The organism is Pseudomonas entomophila, from assembly GCF_013523165.1.
Classification (GTDB): Bacteria; Pseudomonadota; Gammaproteobacteria; order Pseudomonadales; family Pseudomonadaceae; genus Aquipseudomonas; species Aquipseudomonas entomophila_A.
Window position 1 is genome coordinate 33247 of record NZ_JAAMQI010000018.1, and the last position, 18175, is coordinate 51421.

The following is an 18175-nucleotide window of genomic DNA, read 5'->3' on the forward strand; positions in this document are numbered from 1 at the left end:
TTGAACGAGTTGAACGGAGTAATACCAAGAGATGTTGCTAATGAGTGTGGAACCATATGATGACCAACACTCACAGGATTTGCCAACGGCATTAATCCTAATACATCCACCCATCTTATCGGGTTGGATGTGTACCTATATAGATTGCTTCCACCAGCCAAACTAATAGGATCTTGACTTGTAAATCTTCCTATATCCGGAGCATAGTACCTAAATAGATTATAGTGCAGGCCGTTTTCTAAATCGAAATATTGCCCTTGAAACCGAAAATTTTGTTCGACTTTTTTTGTATAAGTTAATGCAATACCACCCCATGAATTATAGGTCGCCTGCCAAACAACTTTTCCTCGACCATCCGTCAACTCCAGCGGCGTCCCAATCTGATCCGTATGGAAGTAATAGACCTCCTGCCCTTCCCCTTCCACCTGATCGACCCGCGCTAACGGCGCATAGCTCCCCGGCTCGTACAGGTACACGATGTTCTGCCCAGGCCTTTCCTCGCGCAGCATTCGCAACCCTTGCCATAGGAAGCGCTTCTGCTCGAGCACACCTCCGATTTCGGCCCGCTTGGCCACCCGCCGTCCAGAGCTGTCGTAGCGATACTCACCTTTGCTTTCTAACCGCCCCTCACAGAATGTCTCCGCCCGCACCAGCCGGTTCTCGCAGTCATAGCTGAAGTACTGCACCTTGCTAGGCCCCGAGCGCTTCTCGATCAGGTTGCCCCACGGATCGTACCGGTACTCCTGATCCCGCCACTGCCGGATCCGGTTGTCTTTGACCTTGTCGAACTGCCGCGCATCGAAGTCCAGTTGGTTGGCCGCCGGGTCGTAGCGGAAGCTCTCACTAGTGGTGATCGAGCCGGTGTTGCGGCTGCGCAACTGGCCATTGGCTTCGTACTCGTACGTGATCTCACCACGCAGCTTGTCGAGCGTGCGCACCAGTTCACCCGCCGGGTCGTACTGGTAACGCCGGTGGATCGGGTTGTAGGCATGCTCCACATACAGCGCCGACTGAATCCCGGCGTTATGCACCTGCGACAGCTTGTCGGCGGGCAGCGTCGAGGCGTACTGCCAGGCCTTACGGCCCATGGCGTCATAGCCGAAACAGCTGGTGAGCTTGCCTTGGGTGCGATACACCTCACGGTGCAGGTCATCGCGCTCCATGTCGGTGATGACCTGGCCATCCACATTCAGCTGGTGCAGGTGACCGCTGCCGTAGTACAGGTGATTGATCTTGCGGCCATCGGGTAACGTGAGTGTGGTCAGGTTGCTCAGCGGGTCGTACTCATAACCCAGCGTGCCGTCAGGGGTGATTTCTTTCGTCAGTCGGCCCAGTGCGTCATAGACGTAATCGAGCTTTTCACCAGCAATTCCTATGCGCTTGCCCACATCGGTCGGATGCCGCTCGACACTCAACAACCGGTCGACATCGTCGTAGGCGTACGTCTGCTTGGCGTCGCCATTGAACTTGGCAATCAAGCGACCGATTTTGTCGCGCTCGAACAGTGTCTGACGCTCAGGTCGCTCCCCTCGCTCGCCGTAGCCGATCTCATCCAACCGCGTAAGATGCCCGGCAATGTCATAACTGAAACGCCGGGTCAGGTTGTCGACCCGCACCTCTTCAGTCAGGCGATCGGAGGCGTCGTAGGCAAAGCTGTAGGTGGCATTGTTCTCGTTGACCAGTGCCGTCAGGCGAATGGCCTTGTCGTACTCGTAACGAACCCGCTGACCCTTGGCATCCTGCCGGCTGCTCGGCAAACCTCGTCCTGTGCGCATCAACTGCACGGTCTGGCCCTTGCCATCGGTATGGCTGAGCACCTGGCCGTGAACGTTGTAGGTAAAGCGTTCCGTCGTACCATCCGGGTGAATGATCCGCGTCACTTCACCGTCCGGCTTACGCTCCAATGTCGTGGTCTGATTCAGCGCATCGGTCACCGCCACCAGATGCTGGCGTTCGTCGTAGCGATACCAGGTGCTCTTGCCCGAACAGTCCTGAAAACGCTCAACCTGGGCACGGTTGTTCCACCACAGGTACTTGGACTTATACGTCGCATCGATGATGGTGTGCGGCAGGCCATCCTCGCCGTTGAGATACTCAGTCATCTGCCCCAAGGCGTCGAACTCGGCGAGCAGGTTGCCCTTGTCGTCGTAGCGCGCCTTCCAGGTGCTGCCGTCGGGGTAGCTGACCTGGGTCACCAGCGTGGTCAGATGGTGATATTCATAGGTGATCTTGCGGCCCAGCGGATCGACTTCCTCGAGCAGGCGAGCGTACTCGTCGTAGACGAAGGTCAGCCGATTGCCATCGGGCAGGTCCAAGCCGACCATGTTGCCTTGCTCATCTAGCTCGACAGCGTAGCGCTCGCCGCCGTAATCACGGCTGGCAATGACGCGGTGGTCAGCATTGTAGTGCACCTGCAGCTCACGGCCGAGCACGTCGGTAGCCCAACTGGTGCGCGCCTTGATGTCGTAACGGAAGCGGTAGTGTTCGCCATCGCTGATTCAGCAGGGATCGACCACATGGGGTTTGCCCGCTAGGGTGTCCCGAAGGTAGCAGCAGGTCAGACCCAATGCATCGTCGTTGCGGTTAACCGTGACGTTGGTTGTCTAGCGTTTGTAATAGATGGCACCCCAAAATAACCATTTGAAATGAGCTTGTAAAACCTGGACACAGGGACAATCCATTACACCTGCTAACTCTCATATAAGCACATAGAATTTTTTGTGGCAATCCATAGCCTTTAACCTCAATATCTATTTTTAAAGATCTTGTCAAAATCCCTATGCTGTTCGCCGCACAGGCAATGCGAAAGCTAAGACACCCTTAATTTAGAAATCTTGAATAATTCGGCTAGACCTTTACCCATAGACAAATAATAACTGACGATAAAAATTGGCTCCGCCAACTTCAAAATCACCAATGATTTTTCGCTCCAATCCTAAGCCAATTCTCTCATTTCAATACCGCAACAGCCATTTTGGAATCATATCTATTACCAAACTAGACTAAATATCACCCAAAATCTAGACACATGATTGCTTGCTAGGCTCTAGTAGGATAGCAACATGACTTACTCTCCGATTTTCTAAGAACATAATCGCAACTATTCTTAGCATTAAACAGCGGATTACAAGCGACCTCTAAAAACCTTCAATTTTTGATACAAATTTTATGCCTTTCACCGAAGCTTTTTCAAACTCCTTTGCAAGTCGGTCCGATAAAATAATACTAGTCCTTTTTTCCGAAGCCCTGAAAATATCAGACGAGGGTTCCCTGTCTAAAAGAGCTATTTTTTCGAATCTCTTTGGAGCGTCAGCATCTTCTCCCAAATAAGAGTAGACACAATTTTCCAAATCCAAAGCAGGCTCTGACTTTAGCAAATTCAAAGCATAATAACCCGAAAGAACCACGCCATTTACATTTACTATAGCCGGCAACAATTGAATATCATCAGGACAAATCTCATTAAGTACTTTGGCGACATTCTCACTTACCACATCAGCCCCATCACTGTAAAGGAAGTCGTATTTACTGATGGCTGCCAAACTAACTTTATCTTTAAGAAAAAATAAAATAGCATTGCCTTTTGTATCAATTCTTTTTCCTAGCAAGAACTCAACGTGCCTCGGATTGACTTCTCGATCATATTTAAGCCAGTATTTTTCAGGATATTTATCATCTGGAAATTTTAGCTTCATTTAACAGGTGCTCCTTATTGAATTTTTGTTCAACCCTATTTTTCCTCGCCTTAACCCTTGACGATTCTTACTTATAAGCTTATTAACCGCGCTGCGATATTCTTCTTTTCCCCATCCGTTTTCTAGGCCTTTCAACTCAATTTCGTCTAAACTTTCTAGGACCTTTGCATTGTACTCTGGATGGGATCCTCTATGTACAGTTCTCACTGGGTGATTTTCAGCGTACTTGGGCAAATAAATTATATTTTTCGACTCATGGATATTCATGCCCGCTGCTTTCAAAACCGAATGATCACGTAGCTGTTGCGGAATGATATGATGCTTCTGGAAACCCGAAATGCCAGGCATAGTGTTGTAAGTTGCCAGACCTGTCGGATCCAACCAACCCAACGGGTTGGCGGCATACTGATAGAGGTTAAAGCCACCCTCTAGTCCGATCGGGTCCTGAGTAACAAATCTACCGCTTTCAGGATCATAGTACCTGAATGTATTGTAATGCAATTCGGTTTCACTATCACTGTACTGACCTTGGAACCGCAAGCTTTGCTGAATCTTATTGACGTGGACGCGTTCAATTTCACCCCACGAACTATATGTCGCCTGCCAAACGATTCCTCCTCGACTATCTGTCAATTCCAGCGGTGTTCCAATTTGATCCGTATGGAAGTAATAGACCTCCTGCCCTTCCCCTTCCACCTGATCGATCCGCGCTAACGGCGCATAGCTCCCCGGCTCGTACAGGTACACGATGTTCTGCCCAGGCGTCTCCTCGCGCAGCATTCGCAATCCTTGCCAAAGGAAGCGCTTCTGCTCCACCACACCCTCGATCTCAGCCCGCTTGGCCACTCGCCGTCCAAGGCTGTCGTAGCGGTACTCACCCTTGCTCTCCAACCGACCATTGCGGAACGTCTCCGCCCTCACCAGCCGGTTCTCGCAGTCATAGCTGAAGTACTGCACCTTGCTCGGCCCCGAGCGCTTCTCGATCAGGTTGCCCCACGGATCGTACCGATACTCCTGGTCCCGCCACTGCCGGATCCGGTTGTCTTTGACCTTGTCGAACTGCCGCGCATTGAAGTCCAGCTGGTTGGCTGCTGGATCGTAGCGGAAGCTCTCACTGGTCGTGATCGAACCAGTATTGCGGCTACGCAACTGACCGTTGGCTTCGTACTCGTACGTGATCTCGCCGCGCAGCTTATCCAGCGTGCGCACCAGTTCACCGGCAGGATCGTACTGGTAACGCCGGTGAATCGGGTTGTAGGCATGCTCGACATACAGCGCCGGCTGAATCCCGGCGTTGTGCACCTGCGACAGCTTGTCGGCAGGCAGCGTCGAGGCGTACTGCCAGGCCTTGCGGCCCATGGCGTCGTAACCGAAGCAACTGGTGAGCTTGCCCTGGGTGCGATAGACCTCGCGGTGCAGGTCATCGCGCTCCATGTCGGTGATGACCTGACCATCCACGTTCAGCTGGTGCAGGTGACCGCTGCCGTAATACAGGTGATTGATCTTGCGGCCATCGGGCAAGGTCAACGTGGTCAGGTTGCTCAGCGGGTCGTACTCATAACCCAGCGTGCCGTCGGGCGTGATTTCTTGCGTCAGTCGGCCCAGCACGTCGTAGGCGTACTCGAGCTTCTCCGCGGTGATCCCTAGCCGCTTGCCTGTATCGGTCGGGTGCCGCTCAATACTCAACAACCGATCGACATCGTCGTAGGCGTACGTTTGCTTGGCGTCGCCGTTGAGCTTGGCAATCAACCGACCGATCTTGTCGCGCTCGAACAGGGTATGGCGCTCAGGTCGCTCCCCTCGCTCGCCGTAGCCGATCTCATCCAGGCGGGTGAGATGACCGGCGATGTCGTAGCTGAAGCGCCGGGTCAGGTTGTCGACCCGCACCTCTTCAGTCAGGCGGTCCGAGGCATCGTAGGCAAAGCTGTAGGTGGCATTGTTCTCGTTGACCAGCGCCGTCAGGCGGATGGCTTTGTCGTACTCGTACCGGACTCGTTGACCCTTGGCGTCCTGGCGACTGCTCGGCAAGCCACGCCCTGTGCGCATCAGCTGGACGGTCTGGCCCTTTCCATCGGTGTGGCTGAGCACTTGGCCGTGGACGTTGTAAGTGAAACGCTCCGTCGTACCGTCCGGGTGAATGATCCGAGTCACCTCACCATCAGGCTTACGCTCCAGCGTCGTAGTCTGATTCAGCGCATCGGTTACTGCTACCAGATGCTGGCGTTCGTCATAGCGATACCAAGTACTCTTGCCCGAGCAGTCTTGGAAACGCTCGACCTGGGCACGGTTGTTCCACCACAGGTACTTGGACTTATACGTCGCATCGATGATGGTGTGCGGCAGTCCGTCTTCACCATTGAGGTATTCGGTCATCTGCCCCAGCGCGTCGAACTCGGCGAGCAGGTTGCCCTTGTCGTCGTAGCGCGCCTTCCAGGTGCTGCCGTCGGGGTAGCTGACCTGGGTCACCAGCGTGGTCAGGTGGTGGTACTCATAGGTGATCTTGCGGCCCAGCGGATCGACTTCCTCGAGCAGGCGGGCGTACTCGTCGTAGACGAAGGTCAGGTGATTGCCGTCGGGCAAGTCCAGGCCGACCATGTTGCCCTGTTCATCCAGCTCGACGGCGTAACGCTCGCCGCCGTAGTCACGGCTGGCAATGACGCGGTGATCGGCGTTGTAGTGCACCTCCAACTCGCGACCAAGCACGTCGGTGGCCCAGCTGGTGCGCGCCTCGATGTCGTAACGGAAGCGGTAATGTTCGCCATCGCTGGTCCAGTGATCGACCACGCGGGGTCTGCCCGCCAGGGTGTCCCAGCGGTAATGGCAGGTCAGGCCCAATGCGTTGCTGTGGCTGACCATCAACCCGTCGGTGTAGCTGAAGCTGCGCACGGTATCGCCGTTGCGGTTGACCACGGCGTTGAGCTGGCCGTGTTCATCGTAGCGGTATTGGGTGAGTATCTCGACCGCCTGGTTGTTCACCACACGTTTGATGTCGGTCAGGCGCCCCAGGGGGTGGTCGTAGTGCAGATGTACGCGAATGCCGCCGGTGGCGCTGATGTCGGTCAGCCTGCCGGTTTTGTCGCGGGTGAAGTGCAGGAAGTGGCCCAGCGCATTTTCGATGCGCTCCAGAGGGACATTGGTGTTGGTGTCCGGCACTTCCCCAAAGTAGAAGAACAGGTTGTCCAGCGTCTGCAGGATGTAATGGCCGCCCTCGGTACAGACCAGATACACCTGCTCATGCGGGTTGTAGATGCGCTTTCTGGCGACGCAGACTCAGTTCCCACGGCAAGACTCAACCGCGACAATCAAGTCGCTGGCATATGAACAAGAACACCACTAAAGTTGAATCTAAAATCACCTTCGCCAACTATGAGAGCTGAGAATAATCTTTTGCAAGCGCAACAAGAGCACCGCATAAGTCCATGCAGGACCCATCAAGCTAAAATATTAAACCAGATTATTAAAGATCGCGCCAATAAATCATAAAAACATTAACTCAAACTTCTAACAACAAAGCAAAATAAGCACCCAAAAAAATTGCGCAAGGCATGTTAAAAAGGACCACTTGTTAAATCTTTACATGCGCCAACAAAAAGGTTAAAACCCCTTCCCCTTGACAGACTTCACTAGGCAGTCAATCACGTTCATCACCGCAATATCGTGGCCACCTACGCTTACCGTAGGAAACCACGAACATAATGCAGGAAATCAAGCTTGTGCTACTATCCAGCTTACCAAGATTGACTTCTTGAGCAATAAATCGCAGCACTTAGCATCTTGTGCAGCGTAAAGATCGCCACCCACATAATTTAACCGCCACAACTAGTCATGACTCTCCTTCGTATAACCCTACATATTTCAATCCGTTATATTCTAAATTTTCTGAATCTGGAACCTCAACACTTCCATCAGAATACCAAAATATTGCGTTTGCCTTGGAAAGGCCCAATCTCAGACACTGAGACTTTACTTCGGGCAGTAAATCACGATCAACTGCAGAGTCAACTAATATTTCATCAATGCCAACTTCTTTTTCTTTCCTCGGCATAATCCCTATAAAGTCTTCATCATACCATGTAATACCAATGTCCTTACAAAAACCGCAAACCCGATAGGAAGGATCATCTATATCAACCGAGTAGTCTAGCTCGAAATATTTAAGATATTCATCTTCGGGAGAAAAGTTAGTTCCAACCCATACGTGAACTTTATCATACTGATCGATACTTTCCGCACTCATTTAGCACGCTCCTAGCTTCATATGCTTACTATGGTGAGACTCAATCACACTGAGCGCTTGAGATTTACTCTGCGCACGGTTTAGATCTTTAATCAATTGGTTATGGAAAAATCTGCCTGCCCGGCTCCCATGATGTGGTCCGCTTTCGACGAGCCTCCCTTTGCTATCTATCACATCAACAAATGTAATGTCTTTAGTCGGAACTGTCAGTTCCTTTAGCTCTTGAGCAGTGAACCCGAGTTCTTTAGCCTTGGAGGCAAGGGATACCGGGAACATTTCATGCATGCCCCCTGGACGTCGAAGAGCACCTTCAACAGCCTTTTTATTATCGACAATATCCTGAACCGAGGCATTATTAAACCAAGAATCAAAGCCATTTTTTGGCCAAGGCACCCACCCCAGTGGGTCGATCCAGTTGGTAGGAGAAGGCACATACGCATAAAGGTTCGACCCTCCCCTCAACCCTATTGGGTCCTGGGTTAAGTACCTGCCAATTTTCGGACTGTAATACCTAAAAATATTGTAATGTAAGGCTGACTCTTTATCTAGATACTGACCTGGGAATACTATATTCTGCTCAACTGAATCTCGAATCGGTAAATCAGCCTCCCCCCAAGCCTGATGCTTTCCTTGCCAAACTATTTTCCCATTACCATCAGTCAATTCCAGAGGCGTCCCAATCTGATCCGTATGAAAGTAATAGACCTCCTGCCCTTCCCCTTCCACCTGATCGACCCGCGCTAACGGCGCATAGCTCCCCGGCTCGTAAAGGTACACAATGTTCTGCCCAGGCGTCTCCTCGCGCAGCATCCGCAACCCTTGCCAAAGGAAGCGCTTCTGCTCCACCACACCTTCGATTTCAGCCCGCTTGGCCACTCGCCGCCCAAGACTGTCGTAGCGGTACTCACCTTTGCTCTCCAACCGTCCCCCACGGAACGTCTCCGCCCGCACCAGCCGGTTCTCGCAGTCATAGCTGAAGTACTGCACCTTGCTAGGCCCCGAGCGCTTCTCGATCAGGTTGCCCCACGGATCGTACCGGTACTCCTGATCCCGCCACTGCCGAATCCGGTTGTCCTTCACCTTGTCGAACTGCCGCGCATCGAAGTCCAACTGGTTGGCTGCCGGGTCGTAGCGGAAGCTCTCGCTGGTGGTGATCGAGCCGGTATTGCGGCTACGCAACTGGCCGTTGGCTTCGTACTCGTACGTGATCTCACCGCGCAGCTTGTCCAACGTACGCACCAGTTCACCGGCTGGATCGTACTCGTAACGCCGATGGATTGGGTTATACGCGTGCTCCACATACAGCGCCGGCTGAATCCCCGCATTATGAACCTGCGAGAGCTTGTCAGCAGGCAGTGTCGAGGCATACTGCCAAGCCTTGCGGCCCATGGCGTCGTAGCCAAAGCAGCTGGTGAGCTTGCCCTGTGTGCGATATACCTCACGGTGCAGGTCATCTCGCTCCATGTCGCTGATGACCTGGCCATCCACGTTTAACTGGTGCAGGTGACCACTGCCGTAATACAGGTGATTGATCTTGCGGCCATCGGGCAACGTGAGTGTGGTCAGGTTGCTTAGAGGATCATACTCATAGCTTAAGGTACCGTCTGGCGTAATCTCTTGGGTCAGTCGGCCCAATATGTCGTAGCCGTACTCAAGCTTCTCTCCAGTAACCCCGACGCGCTTGCCCACATCGCTCGGATGTCGCTCGACACTCAACAACCGATCGACATCGTCGTAGGCGTACGTCTGCTTGGCGTCGCCATTGAGCTTGGCGATCAACCGACCGATCTTGTCACGCTCGAACAGGGTATGACGTTCAGGCCGCTCGCCACGCTCACCGTAGCCAATCTCATCCAGGCAGGTGAGATGACCGGCGATGTCGTAGCTGAAGCGCCGTGTCAGGTTATCGACCCGCACTTCTTCAGTCAGGCGATCCGAGGCATCGTAGGCAAAGCTGTAGGTGGCATTGTTCTCGTTGACCAACGCCGTCAGGCGAATGGCCTTGTCATACTCGTAGCGAACCCGCTGACCCTTGGCATCCTGCCGGCTGCTCGGCAAACCTCGTCCTGTGCGCATCAACTGCACGGTCTGGCCCTTGCCATCGGTGTGGCTGAGCACCTGGCCGTGAACGTTGTAGGTAAAGCGTTCCGTCGTACCATCCGGGTGAATGATCCGAATCACCTCACCATCAGGCTTACGCTCCAGCGTCGTAGTCTGATTCAGCGCATCGGTTACTGCTACCAGATGCTGGCGTTCGTCATAGCGATACCAAGTACTCTTGCCCGAGCAGTCTTGGAAACGCTCGACCTGCGCACGGTTGTTCCACCACAGGTACTTGGACTTGTATGTCGCATCGATGATGGTATGCGGCAGGCCGTCCTCGCCATTGAGGTATTCGGTCATCTGCCCCAGTGCGTCGAACTCGGCGAGCAGGTTGCCCTTGTCGTCGTAGCGCGCCTTCCAGGTGCTGCCGTCGGGGTAGCTGACCTGGGTCACCAGCGTGGTCAGATGGTGGTACTCATAGGTGATCTTGCGCCCCAGCGGATCGACCTCTTCGAGCAGACGGGCGTACTCGTCGTAGACGAAGGTCAGCCGGTTGCCGTCGGGCAGGTCCAGGCCGACCATGTTGCCTTGCTCATCCAGTTCGACGGCGTAGCGCTCACCGCCATAATCACGGCTGGCGATGACGCGATGATCAGCGTTGTAGTGCACCTGCAACTCGCGACCGAGCACGTCGGTGGCCCAACTGGTGCGCGCCTCGATGTCGTAACGAAAGCGGTAGTGTTCGCCATCGCTGGTCCAGTGATCGACCACGCGGGGTTTGCCCGCCAGGGTGTCCCAGCGGTAATGACAGGTCAGGCCCAGTGCGTTGCTGTGGCTGACCATCAACCCGTTGGCGTAGCTGAAGCTGCGCACGGTATCGCCATTGCGGTTGACCACGGCGTTGAGCTGGCCGTGTTCGTCGTAGCGGTACTGGGTGAGCGTTTCGACTGCTTCGTTGTTCACCACGCGTTTGACGTCGGTCAGGCGCCCCAGGGGGTGGTCGTAGTGCAGGTGCACGCGAACACCGCCCGTGGCGCTGATGTCGGTCAGCCTGCCATCGGGCGTGCGAGTGAAGTGCAGGAAGTGGCCCAGCGCATTTTCGATACGCTCGATAGGGACATTGGTGTTGGTATCCGGCACTTCCCCAAAGTAGAAGAACAGGTTGTCCAGCGTCTGCAGGATGTAATGGCCGCCTTCGGTACAGACCAGGTACACCTGCTCATGCGGGTTGTAGATGCGCTCGCCTGGCTGCAGGGCCACGAATGGCACTTCACGGCCTTGGTTGTCGGTGAGGTAGATGAACCTGTCCTGGCGACGCAGGCTCTGCTCCCACGGCAGGACCCAGCCGCGGCCCAGCACGCTGTCGACGGTGAGATCACTGGCGTAGAAGCGGGTCCACTCGATCGGCATCAGGCCGGGCAGGCTGAAGTCGAGCTCGTCGGGGATGACCTTGCGGCCCGTGGTGAGGTCCACGGGATTGCCGACCAGGCCACCGATGGCGCGTCGTGCCACGGGTTCGACCACGTAGCGGCTGGCGACTTCACCGGCCACGAAGCCTGCGGTGAACTTCAGGGCGCAAGGCATGATGGCCTTCATGCCGGCCTGCGTACCTGCCTTGATCAGCTGGGCGATACCACCCGCCGCGCCCGCGACGGCCATCAGGACATCCACCGTGGTGCGCAACCACTCGGGCACTTCGTCGTCCACGGGCAGATAGCGGTAGGTGCCACCGCCGATGATCACGTCTCCCGAGCCACTGGTGATGGTGGCGCCACAGGTGAGCTTGTCGCCCTTGCGGGCCGCAGCGACGCCGTTGATGAAGACGTTGGTCGAGCCTTCGGCGATCTGCACCGGCCCTGGGTGCTTGTCGCAGGCACCGATGCTCTTTTCGACGCGGGCGGCTTTGCGGCTGTTGATGAAGACGTTCGGTGAGGCAGTGGTGATCGTCCCTGAGGGGGACGTCAACAAACTGCCTAGCGCCTCTCCGGCGGCGGTCAGCAAGCTGCCTCCGACGCCAGCTGCAAGGCCGGCCAGCAAGGCCACGCCGAACCCACAGGTGAACGTGGCGATCGCCACCGTGGCCACCAGCGCGATACCCAGGGCAGCTCCGATCAGGAAGCCCCCCAGCGCGCCAGTGTGCGAAATCTCGTCGCCGAACCGGGCCGCTTCGAACATGGGGCGTTACTCCTGCTCGCCTGGCTCAGTGCCGGTCGTAGCCGCGGCGCGTGGGGTGAAGCTGGCCAGCAGGTTGTTCCAGTCCTGGGTCTGCTCGGCGCTGAAATCGGCCTGAGCCGTGGTGGAGAAGATCAAGGCCCGTCCAGGGCGGGTAATGAAGGCTGCCTGGCGCTGGTACAGCGGGCGGCCCTGGTTCATGTAGTACGCGTCGATCTGGATGCCAGGGATGGGCGCGGTGGTCGACAGTGCAACCGCTGTGTTGCCGATGCGCGTGTAACCGCGCAGTTTGGACGTGAGCATCTTGATCTGGCGATCGACGTAGGCTTGCAAGGTTTCATCCGGCAGCAGCGTATCGCGCGAGACGGTGATGCTCAGTGGTGCCGGGATGCTGGACCCCAGCACGAACATGTTGACGGTACGATCGTCGAACCCTTCTGGCAGCGCGATGCTGCCTTCCTGCAACTCGTAATCCATGCGATGAGATTTCCTGATAACGAAAAAGAGGTCAGCGCAGCGCGAGGCCGTCCAATACCTGATCGAACTCGGCCAGCCATTGGCTCAGACCGGGACGGGTCGGATCGATCACGGTGGATAGGTCCATCCACTGGGGCGTTTCAGCGCCTTCGACCGGCACCAATGCACCGATCAGGCGGCCATGGCAGGGCTCACCGCCGGCTTGAAAATGAAAGTCCAGCACCTTGGCCGGGTTGCCAGCCAGATGGCCGTCGCGCTGGCGAATCACGCGCAGCTGCGGATGTCGTTCGCGCAAGGCTTGAATAGCCGCCTCGAACAGCTGATCCAGCGTCTGCGCAGCACGCACGTCACGCCGACGGATACTCAGGGCGATCAGCTCACCCTCGTGTTCGAGCGTTGTCTGCACATCGCGAAACCGCAAGTGCTGTGGGAACTGGAGGTTGAAACCGGCGAAGGTGAAGCTGCTGGCCACATCGAGCGCCGCCACGGGGACGGGCACGGCGGCTTCGACAGCCGCTTCCTGCTCGCTGGCGGCCTCTGCCAGCTTGGCCAGGCGTGCCGCCTCTTCCTGGGCGGCGCGCTTGGCAGAGATACGGTCGTAGATCGAAGGCTTGTACATGCGCCTGGCCTCAGTCGTTGATCCGCACGGCGGCGCCGGTGATCTGCGTGGTGTCGGTACTGGTGGTGACGATGACCTTGCCTTTGATCTCGATACCTTCGGGGGTCATCGTGATGCTGCTGTCACCGACCTTCAGGATGATGTGCTCGTTGGCCGATACCTGTATGAACTGGTTGTCCACCTGCAGGGTGTAGGAGCCCTCGGTCACCTGGACGACGGTGTCTTTCTTGATCTGTTCGGTGTGCGTGCCGCCGACGGTGATGGTGCGGTTGTTGCCCACGTCGTGGGTTTCATCCAGCTCGATCTCCGTATCCATGTTGCGCTCGGCATGCATGATGATCTGCTCGGCGCCCGCCTTGTCCTCGAAGCGGAAGAAGTTGGCCGTCGCGCCATCCCCCTTCATCGACCGCGTCAGGAACCCGCTCTGGGTCTTGTTCGCCGGCAGCGACCACGGTGGCGTGTTGTTGCTGTTGTACAGGCTGCCCATGATCAACGGCCGGTCCGGGTTGCCGTCGAGGAACACCACCACGACCTCGTCGCCCACGCGCGGGATCAAAATGCTGCCGAACCCACCACTGGCACCAGACTGCGCCACCCGCACCCAGCACGAACTCTGGTCGTTGAACTCGCCATTGCGGTCCCAGTGGAACTGCAGCTTTACCCGGCCCAGTTCGTCGGTGTAGATCTCTTCGCCCGGTGGGCCGACGACGATGGCGGTCTGGGGGCCGCTGATGACGCCGCGTGGCGTGTGCTGCATCGGGCGGAAGGTGATCTTGCGGCGGATGCAGGTGAAGCTGTTGCGGTAGCCTGCTTCGCCTTCGTTGGAGTAGTTGTTACGCCCCCAGTGGTTGACCGACAGCAGCAGAAACTCGCGATCGGCCGGTGCGTCGTTGTCGTGGTCGTAGTGCTGGGTGAGCTGGAAGTGGCGGCCCGGCTCCATGGCCCGGCAGTTGCTCTCGCCGTTGAAGGTCTTGCCATGCACTTCCATGGCTTCCAGGCGGTGGCGGGCCTTGCGGGTGCCTTCGTCGAGGTCGGAATAGCCGTATAGCCCCTCGTACTCGAACATCTCGTACTGGCCGACCTCGCCTTGCTGGTTGATCGAGTCGAGCTGCACCAGGTGCGGGTTGCGCGGCTGCTTGTAGTCGTAGGACTTGAGGGTCAGCCGGGTCGGCTGCAGGCGGCGGCTGGACGACCAGGTGGTGATCGAGTCGGCGGTCTCGGTGACCGAGGCGCTGTGGTAGCGGATCACCGGCTGACGCTCCAGCGGCGGCAGCTCGCTGCTGTCGTCGCTGATGATCATCCGGTGGCCTTCCTGGGTGTGCTCGAAGGTGAAGAACAGCCCCTCCTGCTCCAGCAGGCGCAGCACGAAGTTGAGGTCCGATTCCTGGTACTGGGTGCAGTAGCTGATGGGCTTGAGCGGCTTGCTCAGGCGGAATTCGTGTTCGGCAAGGGTCAGGTAGTACGCGAAGACTTCCTTGACGATCTGCTCGGTGGTCTTGTCCTGGAAGATGCGCGAGTCGCGGCGGCGGCTGAGGATCCAGATCCACGGCACCAGCTCGGCCGTGTAATTGGCGATGCCGGCATCGGCCCCGGTGTGCACGAAGTCGGAGACGTGTGCGCTGATGTAGCGTGTGCTGCCATCGGCCAGGGCGATGCCCAGCGTCACTTTCTTGCCGATCAGCTTCTTGAGTTCGATGCGCGCGTCCTGGGAGATCAGGTGCGCCTGGAAGCTGAACAGCTCGGAGATGGCTTCGCGGCCGGAGAAACTCAGGAGTTGCAGCTCCTGCTCGGGCGGCAATGGCGAGTCGAAGGTGAACAGCCGTTTGTTCTGGCTCAGCATCGACTTCACAGCATCCATAATCATTCCAAGCATCCTGCAGCAGTCGGAAAAGCATCCAATGAAAACGCCAACGCGCCCGGCTGTCAAATGATGGCACTAGGCCACAAAGTAACCACTCATGTCTTGTCCGCACGGTGCGTACAGGGCTGACAGGCTCTGGCCCGGCCGCGTACACGCCACGCGCGCCGCGGGACGGGTCGGTTTGCCCTGACCCCTGAGCCCGGTGTAGGCTCCCGCCGTCGAGCGCAAGGCTCGACGTTCGCGATCACAGGGAGAATCGCCATGAGCCTGAGCGAAGAGCAACTCAGCCGCGTCGAATGCGATATGGACAAGAACCACCGTGAAGTCATGATCTTTGCGGTGGCAGACCTCATGCTGCCTGGGACGGGGCTACAGATGGCCGGTGTTGGCACGCAATCGCCGCAGGCCTGTACGCGAAGCCAGGCTGGCGTACTCACGGGCATCTACGATCCGGTGAAATCGGTCTACGACGCGACCGTGCACGAGTTCGTCAACACCAATGCGGGTGTGCCCCTGGCGATGTCTACCTTGGACCTCAAGAACATCGTCAAGATGGTCCGCGACCTTGGCGGAATCGGCACCAAGGCTCGTATCTCCGTGCGCAATGGCAAACAATACATCATCTTGTCGGGCTATCCCGGTCTGCGCAGCGCCTTGAAAGGCACGCGCTACAGCATAACGCACTCGAAAATCGTCGAAATGGGCATCGGTCGTTACGGCATCCGTGGCTCTGCCCTCTCGGGGTTTCGTTTGTCGTGCTACGTCGGGGTCGGCATCGAGGCGGTCGAGTGGTTCTTCAACGACGAGAGCGTCTGGTCCGACCTGTTCGCCGGGATAGGTGTCGAGCTGGTCAAGGCGGGCGTTGCCTCGGCCATCGGCTATGCGGCGGCGCTGGCGGTCGGTAGCGTCTTCACCCTTGCCGCCGCGCCGGCCATCGCCGGGGCTGCCGTAGTCCTGGCCATTGGCTGGGGGTTGAACGCGCTCGACAACCACTACGGGATCAAGAACTCGGTCAAGGCCGGCCTGCGCTATGCCGTCGACCACATCCAGGCCCTGCAGGAGCAGTTGGCGGAGATCAAGGTGGACGATCTGCGCAAGTACGCCCAACAGACTGTGAGCGAGATCGCCGACGGCATCGCCGAGCAGTTGTACGACGAAGCGAAGTCGTGGGTGCTGCGCAAGCTTCAACCGGGCGATCTGAACCTGCCTGGATGGCCACGGCCCGAACTGCCCAACATGCCCAGCCTGCCGAAACTGCCGAAGCTGCCCACGTTCAACCTGCCGGGGTTCTGACCCCATGCCTGCGCGTTCTTCGTCGCCCTCCTCGCAGCCATCCCCAATGGGGCTGCGCCTGATCGCAGGCGTGCTGGGTTTGGGCATGCTCGCCGTGGGCGTGGCCTCGGCCTATTGGCTGGCGGCGGATGTATTGCCGCTGTTCGGGCGAATCCTGCGCCATGCCCCGGTCGTGGAAACGCCTTACCTGGGCTTCTTCCTGCTGGCGCCTCTAGTGGTCACGCCGCTCATCGTCGTGGGCTGTGCGAACGCGGTCTGGCGCGGCGAGAAGTTCGACCCGCCCAGAGGGTCGCGACTGTTCCGCTTCCAGGTCCGGTCGTTGCAGATCACGCTCAGGTCCATGCTGTACGTGTCGCCGGCCTTAGCGGTGCTAACCACGGCAGCGCTGCTCGCTCGGGATTACTCCCCGTGTTCGAAGCTGCTGATTTCAGGCTCGGCCTGGCAGCTGTTCTGGGTCAACGATGATCGGCTGTGCTTCAAGCCGGACTTCTACATCAAGGATCACTGGCCCTGCAAGCGGGTCGATGGGAAGGATATGTGCATCCAGGTGGATGGACGAAACTGAACCGCCAGCCAGCGTCGTGCCAGGGCAATGCGACCCAATCCCGTCACTGTAATGCCATCATTCCACCCCTCGACCGCCTCACCGACAACTCCATGACGCGTCTCATATTTGAGACGCAGTTCACATTTTGAAAAAATCCTCTGCAACCGCTCAAAAATGTCCCTTACCCCTGCATCGCCCAAGGCCTTTAGGCCCAAGCCCCCAGTTTTAGGGTCGTAAACCACCCATAGATAGCACCAAGCCACCATTGCGCAACCCCTCCAAACAGGGAAAAAATCACCCCCCTCGCAGGAACTTCTTCCACAGCGGGGTGCCCTACTCGGCATTGCTGGCAACACGATATTCATGTGCCAGCACCAGACGCACCGGGCCGAGTGGTGCGTTTTCGGGTCCACGCCACCGGCGTTTCAGGACGCTCATGCAGGCTCATGGACGATGTACGAATGACACAGACGTTTGATGTCGAAGCCTTGATCAAGCTGCGTAGCCAGACGCGCGCGATCTCCGATGCGCTCAAGGCGCAGGCGGCGGACTACCTTGCGACCGTGGCGCCGCTGATTCGTCCGCAGACGCTGTTCGGCGAATACCTGCAAGGCGCCCAGCGCGGCAGTGGCCGCGAGACCCAGGGGCATTTCCAGTCGCTCATCGAACTCTACGAGCGCGTCGGCTCGGCCGCGCCCTTCCAGCTGGTCAGCGAGCTGGACGTGCCGCTCAACCTGATCAGCACCACGCCCGAACTCTTCCCCCTGGAATACGACAAGGTCCTCGAGCCGAGCGGCCAGGTCATTCGCATCATCAGCCCGACGCGCTGGGTGGTGGGCTTCAGCGCCTTCGAGCTGGCCAAGTTCCGAGACGTCGTCAAGGACCCCAACCGCAGCAGCGCCGAGCTGTACCGCTTCGTGGTGCACTACCTGGTGCTGTTCTACTGCCTGAGCAAATCCCCCGGCCTGGGCCGTCTGTTCGAGGGCCTGCGCTTCGCGCTGAGCTTCGAGCGCCTCAAGGGCCTGGGCGACCTGCCCTTCTGCATCCTCAGCTCGCCGGTGCGCTCGACCCTGCCGGACGACGCGGTCATCCGCAGCAGCACGCAGATCGCCGGCAACACCAGTTTCGAGGAGCTGGTCGGGCGCGACAACATTCTGGACATGAACGACGACATCCGTCAGCGCCTGCTGCTGACGATCGAAGGATTGTAATGCGCGGCCCCGACCAGGGG

9 protein-coding genes and 2 pseudogenes are annotated in these 18175 nt (G+C 57.4%); 3 read left to right on the forward strand and 8 right to left on the reverse strand.

Features of this window, described 5'->3' with window-relative positions:
- Positions 1–92 precede the first annotated feature (92 nt).
- The 8 genes and pseudogenes from G7Z99_RS14780 to G7Z99_RS14815 form a co-directional block, all read right to left on the reverse strand.
- Positions 93–2579 (reverse strand): annotated as a pseudogene (locus tag G7Z99_RS14780) (RHS repeat-associated core domain-containing protein); the annotation flags it as partial.
- 558 nt (positions 2580–3137) lie between these two features.
- On the reverse strand, positions 3138–3695 hold the full coding sequence (locus G7Z99_RS14785) for an imm11 family protein (protein ID WP_181095002.1): 558 nt from the start codon (positions 3693–3695) through the stop codon (positions 3138–3140).
- Positions 3696–6950 (reverse strand): annotated as a pseudogene (locus G7Z99_RS14790) (RHS repeat-associated core domain-containing protein); the annotation flags it as partial. It lies immediately after the preceding gene.
- Between the two features lie 568 nt (positions 6951–7518).
- The gene (locus G7Z99_RS14795; protein ID WP_181095004.1) at positions 7519–7932 is read right to left on the reverse strand and encodes an immunity 22 family protein; all 414 of its coding nucleotides are present in this window, start codon (positions 7930–7932) and stop codon (positions 7519–7521) included.
- Positions 7933–12150, reverse strand: coding sequence for an RHS repeat-associated core domain-containing protein (locus tag G7Z99_RS14800; protein WP_258197048.1), 4218 nt, complete (start codon positions 12148–12150; stop codon positions 7933–7935).
- 6 nt (positions 12151–12156) lie between these two features.
- Positions 12157–12624 (reverse strand): DcrB-related protein, encoded by a 468-nt coding sequence (locus G7Z99_RS14805; protein WP_181095006.1) that lies wholly within the window; start codon positions 12622–12624, stop codon positions 12157–12159.
- Between the two features lie 31 nt (positions 12625–12655).
- Positions 12656–13243, reverse strand: coding sequence for a DcrB-related protein (locus G7Z99_RS14810; protein WP_181095008.1), 588 nt, complete (start codon positions 13241–13243; stop codon positions 12656–12658).
- 10 nt (positions 13244–13253) lie between these two features.
- Positions 13254–15107, reverse strand: a complete 1854-nt coding sequence (locus tag G7Z99_RS14815) for a type VI secretion system Vgr family protein (RefSeq protein ID WP_181095010.1) — start codon at positions 15105–15107, stop codon at positions 13254–13256.
- A 258-nt stretch (positions 15108–15365) separates the two neighbouring features.
- On the opposite strand from G7Z99_RS14815, the gene G7Z99_RS14820 reads away from it, so the two are divergent.
- The 3 genes from G7Z99_RS14820 (at position 15366) to G7Z99_RS14830 (ending at position 18155) form a co-directional block, all read left to right on the forward strand.
- Positions 15366–16397 carry a hypothetical protein gene (locus G7Z99_RS14820; RefSeq protein ID WP_181095012.1) on the forward strand — a complete coding sequence of 344 codons (1032 nt, stop codon included), beginning with the start codon at positions 15366–15368 and terminating at the stop codon, positions 16395–16397.
- 46 nt (positions 16398–16443) lie between these two features.
- Complete coding sequence (locus tag G7Z99_RS14825) at positions 16444–16962, forward strand: hypothetical protein (protein WP_258197049.1); 519 nt, start codon at positions 16444–16446, stop codon at positions 16960–16962.
- A 443-nt stretch (positions 16963–17405) separates the two neighbouring features.
- Complete coding sequence (locus G7Z99_RS14830) at positions 17406–18155, forward strand: hypothetical protein (protein WP_181095014.1); 750 nt, start codon at positions 17406–17408, stop codon at positions 18153–18155.
- Positions 18156–18175: the final 20 nt, after the last annotated feature.

What these genes read in the sequence shown, in the direction of transcription:
- G7Z99_RS14785 (WP_181095002.1), bottom strand. Translation starts at nt 3,695, where the DNA reads ATGAAGCTAAAATTTCCAGATGATAAATATCCTGAAAAATACTGGCTT.
- G7Z99_RS14795 (WP_181095004.1), bottom strand. Translation starts at nt 7,932, where the DNA reads ATGAGTGCGGAAAGTATCGATCAGTATGATAAAGTTCACGTATGGGTT.
- G7Z99_RS14800 (WP_258197048.1), bottom strand. Translation starts at nt 12,150, where the DNA reads ATGTTCGAAGCGGCCCGGTTCGGCGACGAGATTTCGCACACTGGCGCG.
- G7Z99_RS14805 (WP_181095006.1), bottom strand. Translation starts at nt 12,624, where the DNA reads ATGGATTACGAGTTGCAGGAAGGCAGCATCGCGCTGCCAGAAGGGTTC.
- G7Z99_RS14810 (WP_181095008.1), bottom strand. Translation starts at nt 13,243, where the DNA reads ATGTACAAGCCTTCGATCTACGACCGTATCTCTGCCAAGCGCGCCGCC.
- G7Z99_RS14815 (WP_181095010.1), bottom strand. Translation starts at nt 15,107, where the DNA reads ATGATTATGGATGCTGTGAAGTCGATGCTGAGCCAGAACAAACGGCTG.
- G7Z99_RS14820 (WP_181095012.1), top strand. Translation starts at nt 15,366, where the DNA reads ATGAGCCTGAGCGAAGAGCAACTCAGCCGCGTCGAATGCGATATGGAC.
- G7Z99_RS14825 (WP_258197049.1), top strand. Translation starts at nt 16,444, where the DNA reads ATGGGGCTGCGCCTGATCGCAGGCGTGCTGGGTTTGGGCATGCTCGCC.
- G7Z99_RS14830 (WP_181095014.1), top strand. Translation starts at nt 17,406, where the DNA reads ATGACACAGACGTTTGATGTCGAAGCCTTGATCAAGCTGCGTAGCCAG.